This window comes from Thomasclavelia sp., from assembly GCF_017889095.1.
GTDB lineage: Bacteria > Bacillota_I > Bacilli_A > Erysipelotrichales > Coprobacillaceae > Thomasclavelia.
Map to the genome: position 1 here is coordinate 1 of NZ_JAGHEW010000271.1, position 8,418 is coordinate 8,418.

The 8,418-nt window shown below is 32.2% G+C and carries 9 protein-coding genes and 1 other annotated feature; of the genes, 1 reads left to right on the plus strand and 8 read right to left on the minus strand.

All coding sequences use genetic code 11. From position 1 onward, the window contains the following. The coding region (locus tag J7M77_RS11985; protein WP_296878862.1) for an OB-fold nucleic acid binding domain-containing protein at positions 1 to 442 on the minus strand (442 nt) is incomplete at its 3' end. A gap of 35 nt (positions 443 to 477) precedes the next feature. Then, positions 478 to 712, minus strand: a binding site (T-box leader). Positions 713 to 964: 252 nt separating this feature from the next. Here J7M77_RS11985 and J7M77_RS11990 point away from each other — a divergent pair. Further along, positions 965 to 1,810 (plus strand): Cof-type HAD-IIB family hydrolase, encoded by an 846-nt coding sequence (locus tag J7M77_RS11990; protein ID WP_296878864.1) that lies wholly within the window; start codon positions 965 to 967, stop codon positions 1,808 to 1,810. A gap of 23 nt (positions 1,811 to 1,833) precedes the next feature. Here J7M77_RS11990 and J7M77_RS11995 read toward each other — a convergent pair whose 3' ends face one another. From J7M77_RS11995 to J7M77_RS12025, 7 genes are all read right to left on the minus strand, one after another. Next, entirely contained in the window at positions 1,834 to 2,445 is a 612-nt protein-coding gene (locus J7M77_RS11995; RefSeq protein WP_296878866.1) for an AAA family ATPase, read from the minus strand. 16 nt (positions 2,446 to 2,461) lie between these two features. After that, complete coding sequence (locus tag J7M77_RS12000) at positions 2,462 to 4,258, minus strand: ABC transporter ATP-binding protein (protein ID WP_296878868.1); 1,797 nt, start codon at positions 4,256 to 4,258, stop codon at positions 2,462 to 2,464. Beyond that, entirely contained in the window at positions 4,251 to 6,014 is a 1,764-nt protein-coding gene (locus tag J7M77_RS12005; RefSeq protein WP_296878869.1) for an ABC transporter ATP-binding protein, read from the minus strand. The genes J7M77_RS12000 and J7M77_RS12005 overlap by 8 nt, the downstream gene beginning before the upstream one ends. An 82-nt stretch (positions 6,015 to 6,096) precedes the next feature. Next, the gene (locus J7M77_RS12010) at positions 6,097 to 6,651 is read right to left on the minus strand and encodes a DUF5714 domain-containing protein (protein WP_296878871.1); all 555 of its coding nucleotides are present in this window, start codon (positions 6,649 to 6,651) and stop codon (positions 6,097 to 6,099) included. Between the two features lie 71 nt (positions 6,652 to 6,722). After that, complete coding sequence (locus tag J7M77_RS12015; RefSeq protein ID WP_296878873.1) at positions 6,723 to 7,004, minus strand: DUF1905 domain-containing protein; 282 nt, start codon at positions 7,002 to 7,004, stop codon at positions 6,723 to 6,725. Positions 7,005 to 7,019: 15 nt separating this feature from the next. Continuing rightward, entirely contained in the window at positions 7,020 to 8,057 is a 1,038-nt protein-coding gene (locus J7M77_RS12020; RefSeq protein ID WP_296878875.1) for a cell wall metabolism sensor histidine kinase WalK, read from the minus strand. Continuing rightward, positions 8,047 to 8,418, minus strand: a 372-nt coding sequence (locus tag J7M77_RS12025; protein WP_296878877.1) for a response regulator transcription factor, incomplete at its 5' end; no start/stop codon positions are given. The genes J7M77_RS12020 and J7M77_RS12025, both read right to left, overlap by 11 nt.

Sequence of the window (8,418 nt, forward strand, 5' to 3'; positions counted from 1 at the left end):
ATTTTTCTGGTAATGGACGTAATGCTTTAGTTAAATGAGTGTATTTAGATACTTTAACTGAACATTCACCAGTGTTTGTCATAAAGACAGTTCCTTCAACACCAACGATATCCCCAATATCACCTTTTTTAATAATTTCGTAAACATCTTCACCAACAACATCTTTACGAATATATAACTGAATTTGGCCATCACGGTCTTGAATATGCATAAAGCATACTTTACCTTTACGACGTTTAGTCATAATTCTTCCAGCAACACTTACTGCTATAGCCATTTCTTCTAATTCTTCATGGCTTTTATCACCATATTTTTCTTTAATTTCCTTTGAATAAGCAGTAACATCAAATCTTTGTCCAAACGGATCAATTCCTTTTTCAACTAATTCATTTAATTTTTCACGACGAACTAATTCTTGTTCACTAAACTTTCTTTCTTCCATCTTTTCCTCCTATAAAATATAAAAAGCTTCCATCCCTAAGGGACGAAAGCATCGTGGTACCACCCTAATTCGTCAATAAATCACTTTATCAACCTCATCAACTATCAAATAATAGTCTTGCCTGTAACGTGGCTCACGTTATCTAATCAATTTAAATATCCTAGATACGGCTCCTAGTCTTTATTCATCGCATTATCCATTATCTCTTTCCACCACCCGAGACTCTCTAGAATTTCAAAATGCAATTACTCCTCTATTCATCGCCTTTATTTATACTTTGTAATCTTAACTTATCTAACAATTCTTGTCAATATCATTCGCTTGATTTTTAACTTGGTAAAATAAATTTTTTTATCAAGAATCCAAAATCAAGTATTAATATCTTTGAGAAAATTTTCTCTTTTTATTTTTATTATTCACTTTTTTTTGGAAAAAACATTTCTTTTTTTAAATAATAATTGTTATATTTTTTTAATAAATTATAATTTTAGTAACGATAATTTAAAGAAAAGAGGTAATAAAATGGCTGATCAAAAAATAATTTTTATTGATGTTGATGGTACTTTGGTAGATTATGAAAATAAATTACCAGAATCAGCAACAAAAGCAATTCGTCAAGCTCGTAAAAACGGACATAAAATTTATATCTGTACAGGAAGAAGTAAAGCTGAAGTTTATCCATATATTTGGGATATTGGTTTAGATGGAATGATTGGTGGAAATGGAAGCTATGTTGAAGATAATGATACAATAGTAATGCACCAGTTAATCACTTTAGAACAATGTAAACATATTGTCGACTGGCTTCATGAACGGGGATTAGAATTCTATCTTGAAAGTAACAATGGACTTTTCGCTAGCGAAAACTTTGAAACAGTTGGGGAACCAGTTATTCAGGAATATTCTAAACGTAAAGGAAAAGAAAACAGTGATAAGATTACAGTAAAAGATGTATTCCCAGAAATGATTTATGGCGGTGAATTATATCGTGATGATCTAAATAAAGTAAGTTTTATTTTAAATAGTTATCAAGATCATTTAGATTCTATTGAAGAATTCCCTGATTTAAAACCAGGTACTTGGGGTGGAAAAGGTGAAGTTGCTTTATTTGGTGATTTAGGTGTCAAAGATATTACTAAAGCTCATGCCATTGATGCTTTATTAGAATATTTAGGTGCTGATATTAAAGATACTTTCGCTTTTGGTGATGCCAAAGTTGATATTCCAATGTTAGAATATTGCGAAGTTGGTGTTGCTATGAATAGCGGTGGCGATGAAATTAAAGAAATGGCTGATTATGTAACTGATGATGTTGATAAAGACGGTTTATATAATGCCTTTGTTCATTTTGGCTTAATTAGTGAATAGAATAATTAAAGGATAGCGCGATGCTATCCTTTGTTTTTATCAATTATTCCCGCAATTGCTTTAACACAATTGTTTACCTTTAAATCACTACTATTTAAAATCAAATCATAATTTTCAGGATCATTCCATTTTCTCGTCGTATTGGCATAATAATAATTAGCTCTTTTTTTATCAAAATAATGCATCATTTCATTGACATCTTCAAATGGTACTCCATAATCCTGATGAATATGTTTGATGCGATCTTGTTTATTGCCATAAATAAATACTCTTAAAACTCCTTGACGATTAGCTAAAGCCTCACTGGCACAATGACCAAGAAAGATAGCGGGACCTTTACTAGCAAGTTCTTGAATTGCTTTTTGTTCCAACATATAAATATGACTTTCAGCTGATAACATTTCCGTATTACCACTTCTTACCTGACTTAAAACAAACATTGAATAAAGGAAACTATTAGTTACAGATTCTTCATATTTTTGAATCTTTTCTTCGGGAATATTATAATCATTAGAAACTTTGGTTAATATTTCCTGACCGTAGCAAGGCCAATTTAATTGCTTAGCTAATTCTAAACCTATTTTAGTACCCTGGCTGCCATACAACCGTTCGATCGTTACATAATTATAGTGCATTTTAATTTCCCCCTTATTACACTGTGGCAAACTGACTATTATATAAATCAGCATAAAATCCTTTTTGTCTCATTAATTCATCATGATTACCACTTTCAATAATATCGCCATCTTTTAAAACTAAAATCATATCGGCATTTTTAATTGTTGATAAACGATGCGCAATAACAAATGAAGTTCTTCCTTCCATTAGCTTATCCATCGCATCTTGAATTTGTAATTCAGTTCGGGTATCAACGGAACTAGTTGCTTCATCTAGAATCAACATTGGCTTATCGGCAATCATTGCCCGGGCAATAGTCAACTGCTGCTTTTGTCCCTGGGATAAACTTACCTGATCATTTAAAACCGTATCATAGCCTTGTGGCATTGTTTGGATATAATGATCTAATCCTACAGCTTTACAGGCATTAATCATTTTTTGTTCACTAACATTTTCACTACAATAAATTAAATTTTCACGAATCGTTCCTTCAAATAACCAAGTATCTTGTAAGACCATACAGAAATTAGAATGAACCTCGTTTCTAGCTACATCGCTTGTATCAATACCATCGATTTTAATTTGACCACCATTTAATTCATAAAAACGCATTAATAAATTAACCAAAGTAGTTTTTCCCGCACCAGTTGGACCAACGATTGCAATTTTTTGACCAGCCTTTACTTTTGCGTTAAAATCTTTAATGATAATTTGGTTGGGATCATAACCAAAACGCACATGCGAAAATTCAACATTACCGATAACATTTTCCAAATGCATTGTTTTAGCACTTTCATCTTCCATTTCCTTAGCTTCTAAAAATTCAAAAACACGTTCACCAGCCGCGACAGCCGTCTGTAATGTTTGAATCGCTTGAGCTAACTGTGATAATGGCTGGGTAAAATAACGAACATACATCATAAAGGCAACGATAACCCCAAAACTAATATTACCATTCATCGCTAACATGGCCCCAACTACACATACTGCCACATAACCAAGATTACCAATAAAAGTCATGATTGGCATCATCAAACCTGATAAACTTTGAGCCTTAAAAGCACTATTACGCAAGTTTTCATTCATTTCCGTAAATTCTTTTTTAGTAGCAATTTCTCCATTATAAGCTTTTACAACTAGATGACCAGTATAAATTTCTTCAATATGACCATTGATCATTCCTAAATGCTTTTGTTGGGCATTAAAGTATCTTTGTGATTTAGACATAATTGCAATCATTAAAACAAATCCAATTAAAATTGCTACTACAGCCGTTAAAGTCATAACGACATTTGTCTTTAACATCATAAATAAAGAACCAAATAATAACGTAATCGCACTTACCAATGTTCCGACACTTTGATTTAATGAATTAGAAATTGAATCAACATCATTAGTTACTCGAGATAAAATATCTCCGGTACTATGCTGATTAAAATAACTCATAGGCAAGCGATTGATTTTTTTAGAAATATCACTTCGCATTTGTTTGGATACTTTTTGAGTAACTGTAGCCATGATATAATGCTGACTAAATGTCAAGATTACACTAGCTACATAAAAAGCAACTAAAGTAAGACCGATTTCAGTTACTTTATCTAAATCAATTCCCGTCATGATTCCTGCCGTAATGATATCGGTTAATTCTGATAATTTATCGGGACCAATTAAGGTTAAAACTGTTCCAAAAATAGCACAAATAACTGCGATAATAATAACTACAAGATACTTTTTACAATAAGCAATCAGTTTTTTCCAAGTTCCTACAAAATCCTGAGATTTTTCTCCACTGCCCCTTCTGGGACCTCCATTTAATCTTTGATTAGGCATTTGCAAGTTCCTCCTTTGATAATTGCGAATAAGCAATTTGCTGGTACACTTTACAATTTTTCATTAACTCATCATGACTGCCGATTCCAGCCATTTTACCATCATCTAAAACAATAATTTTATCGGCATCACGAATTGTACCAATTCGCTGAGCCACGATTAATCTAGTTGTATCTTGACAATAGTCATTTAATGCCTGCCGTAATTTACGATCAGTTTTATAATCTAAAGCTGAAAACGAGTCATCAAAAATTAAGATTTCAGGTCGGCGACTAATCGCCCTGGCAATGGAAATTCTTTGCTTTTGACCACCTGAATAATTCGAACCGCCCTGTGCTACATAATTATCATAACCATTAGGTAAGTTTTCCACAAAGTCGGCTGCCTGAGCCGTATAGATGGCATCAACTACATCACTGTCTAATACTTTTTGTTTGCCATTATCACCAAAGGCAACATTTGATTTGATCGTACCGCTAAATAATATTGCTTTTTGACTAATATAGCCAATCATATCATGAATTGCATGTAATTTATATTTTTTAATATTTACGCCATCAATCAATACTTCACCTTCACTAACATCATAAAAACGATTAACGAGATTGATCAACGTACTTTTACCACTTCCGGTAGAACCAATAATAGCAATGGTTTCACCTTGATGCGCTTTAAAACTAATATCTTTTAAAACATACTCTTTAGCTCCCGGATATCTAAAACTAACATTGTTAAACTCAATTTCACCTTTTACCTGGTTAACATCTTCATCATACTCACCATCAATAATTGATATTTTTGTATCTAATACTTGATTAATTCTTTTTGCTGAAACACTTGCTCTCGGTAACATAATAAAGATAATTGTCATCATCATAAAGGCCATAACTACTTGAGTTGCGTAAGATGAAAAGACTACCATATCGGAAAATAAACCAAGTTTTTCACCCATTTGAGCATTATTAATAATAATTGCACCAATCCAATAGATTGCTAGCGATAAACCGCTCATGATTCCCTGGATCCCTGGTGATAATATCGCCATCACACGATTAGCAAATAAAGTTGTTTTCGTTAATTCCTGATTAGCCTGCTCAAATTTTTCTTCCTGATAAGCTTCACCATTATATGCCCGAACAACATTTAATCCAGTTAAATTTTCCCGAGTTACGCGATTTAAATTATCCGTTAAAGTTTGCAATTTTTGAAACTTAGGATAAGCAAAGATCAAACAAATTGCAATAATTACGATCAATACAACAACCGCAATTCCTGTCGCTAAAGACCATTGATAACTTTTTCCGGCAATTTTAGTAATGGCCCAAATCGCCATGATTGGCGCTTTAATAATTACTTGTAAACCCATTGTAATAAACATTTGCACTTGTTGAACGTCATTAGTTGAACGAGTAATCAAACTTGCCGTTGAAAATCTTCCGATTTCCTCAAGTGAAAATGATTGTACTTTATCATATAACTTTTCTCTTAAATTAGCAGCGAAATTAGCAGCAACTTTAGCTGTCATCACCGCTACAATAACTGATGAAGCTAGAGAACCCAACGCGCACAACAACATCTTGCCTCCAGCTTGTAATATTTCCATCATTTCACTACCAGGTGTTTGTACCAAAGTAGTAATTTGTGACATATAATCAGGTAGTGTTAAATCTAACCAGACTTGGACGACAATAAACACTATCGCTGTAAATATTAATGTCCATTCTCTTTTAGTAAAATTCTTGAATAATTTAAACATTACCATTTCTCCTTTCTTTTTACAGGCATCATGATAATCAACTATTCTAAACTAGAACTAAACATAAAAAATAAAAGTATGGTTATTCCATACTTTTATAAAACGGGCATCTTTCCTTAATACATTGTTTATTTCGATTGGAAAAAATACAACTAACATTATTTTTAGGAAGATTCAGATGATAACGCTCATTTACAAAATCAATTGCTATAAGCAATGATAAAAAAGCATTGCGTTTACAACATCGTGGTCCGCCAACTTCTCCTATTTTCTTTAAAGCTCTTGATGTATATTCAAGATTATCTTGATAAAACTGATTATTACTAAGTGGTGAGGTTTGATTCATGATCGCAAGAGCGGCCCCAATTGAAGCACTAGAACCACAAACACCCCACATTCCACAGATCGCCCCAGGCATTTTTTTACCACGTTCGATCATTTCATCCAATGCTGCTGCTAAATCAAATTCATATCCCGCATTATGCATTGCCACTAAAAAACAGGATCCATCTAATACATGGTGTTCAGGTCCATGAATATTAATATAATCTTTTTGCATTATTGTTATAATAATTTCAATTACATTATCACTGGTCGTTTTTAAACATTCTTCCTTAATTAAGTCAAATTTATCCATTGCCCTAGTCCCCTTTTTTTCTTTAATTATACCATCTAATCATTTATTCGAGAACATTTGACAGTTAAAAATTAACGTCTAGTAACCACAATATGAAGACTATCACCATCTTTTTTATTTAGTTGTTTACGAATTGCTTTTAAAACACCAATAATATAACAAACTTTTCCAGCTTCATCTTTTATCCCCATATTAACAATACTGCCATTATATGGTATGCCATCAAACTCAACATGTACTTTGACTCTGCCTTGATTAAATATTTCTTTAATATCCCAAGGAAAGATTACATAAGCACTGCCATTTTCTGGTATTTCATGCAAGATTTCATCATATTCAAATTTTTCATCCATGATAAAACTCCTTTATTATTTAGGTAAAATTATTGTAAAAGTCGTTGCCTGATCATCACTATTTAATAAAATCTCACCATTATGTAGTGTAATGATCTTTTTAACGATAGCAAGTCCTGTTCCATTTCCAGAAGTAGCATGAGAACTGTCTCCTTGATAGAACTTATTATAAATATATTTTTGATCTTTTGGACTAATTGCAACACCATGATTAGTAAAAGATATTGCATACTGGTTTTCTTGGTCAACAATAGCAACTTCTATACTATTATTTTCCGGTGAATATTTAACAGCATTATCCATTAAATTCACCCATACTTCTTGTAACAATTCTTTATTACCGTTGATTTGATATTCCTCAAAATTAACATCAATTACTAAATTCTTAGCTTCCCATTTATCCGCTAACAGTAAGATACAATTTCGTACTTGTTCCGATAAATTATAATTAGTTACATTCGTTAAAATAGTTTGATTTTCAACTTTCTTTAACTCCAAGATATTATTAGCTAACTTCGCTAATCGATTAGATTCAGTTTCAATAATTTTTAAATACTTTTTCATCGTTACTTCATCAAGCTGTTCATTTTGTAACAGTTTCGCAAAACCTTGAATGGAAACAATGGGGGTTTTAAACTCATGCGAAAAATCATTAATAAAATCCGCTCGCAACATTTCGGTATTTTCTAGTTCTTCAGCAAGCTTATTAAAACTATAAGATAAATCCCTGGCAAACTTAAAATGTTTTAATGATAATCTTACTGAAAAATCACCATTAGCTAGCGTATTGATCTTTTCTATCAAGGTATTGGCAGGTTTTAATGGTAAGCGGCTAATCAGGAAAGAAACAATCATCCCAACAATAACACTGATAATTGCAAAATGGACTAAAACAATAACCCCATTATATTTAGGCATTGCATTAAAATCAACACCAAAGACCAGCATAAAAATTATTCCCGTTATTAATATTGTTATAATAAAGGAAATAAAAATAATTAAGGTAAAGAAAATAGTAAGAAAAAATCTCGATGGTCTTTTATCAGTTTTCATTCTTTTTCACCGCCTTATACCCTAAGCCACGAACTGAAATAATTTCAAATTCATCCCACGAAGCAAATTTCTTTCTTAACCTGCCAATATGAACTGTCACCGTTTCCCAGCCGGTTTCACTATCCATGCCCCAAATTTCATCCATTAATTGAATTCGCGTAAAGATCTTACCAGGATAAGATAGTAATTTGTAAAGCAGTAAGAATTCTTTTTGGGGTAGTTCAATCACTTCATCTTGGCGACTTACTGTTAAGCTATCATAATCCAATGTCACATCACCAATTACGATCTTTCTTTCACTTGCAATCTTAGATCGTCTTAATAACGCTTTAATTCTAAGCAATAATTCTTCTTCATCAAA

What these genes read in the sequence shown, in the direction of transcription:
- J7M77_RS11990 (WP_296878864.1), top strand. Translation starts at nt 965, where the DNA reads ATGGCTGATCAAAAAATAATTTTTATTGATGTTGATGGTACTTTGGTA.
- J7M77_RS11995 (WP_296878866.1), bottom strand. Translation starts at nt 2,445, where the DNA reads ATGCACTATAATTATGTAACGATCGAACGGTTGTATGGCAGCCAGGGT.
- J7M77_RS12000 (WP_296878868.1), bottom strand. Translation starts at nt 4,258, where the DNA reads ATGCCTAATCAAAGATTAAATGGAGGTCCCAGAAGGGGCAGTGGAGAA.
- J7M77_RS12005 (WP_296878869.1), bottom strand. Translation starts at nt 6,014, where the DNA reads ATGTTTAAATTATTCAAGAATTTTACTAAAAGAGAATGGACATTAATA.
- J7M77_RS12010 (WP_296878871.1), bottom strand. Translation starts at nt 6,651, where the DNA reads ATGGATAAATTTGACTTAATTAAGGAAGAATGTTTAAAAACGACCAGT.
- J7M77_RS12015 (WP_296878873.1), bottom strand. Translation starts at nt 7,004, where the DNA reads ATGGATGAAAAATTTGAATATGATGAAATCTTGCATGAAATACCAGAA.
- J7M77_RS12020 (WP_296878875.1), bottom strand. Translation starts at nt 8,057, where the DNA reads ATGAAAACTGATAAAAGACCATCGAGATTTTTTCTTACTATTTTCTTT.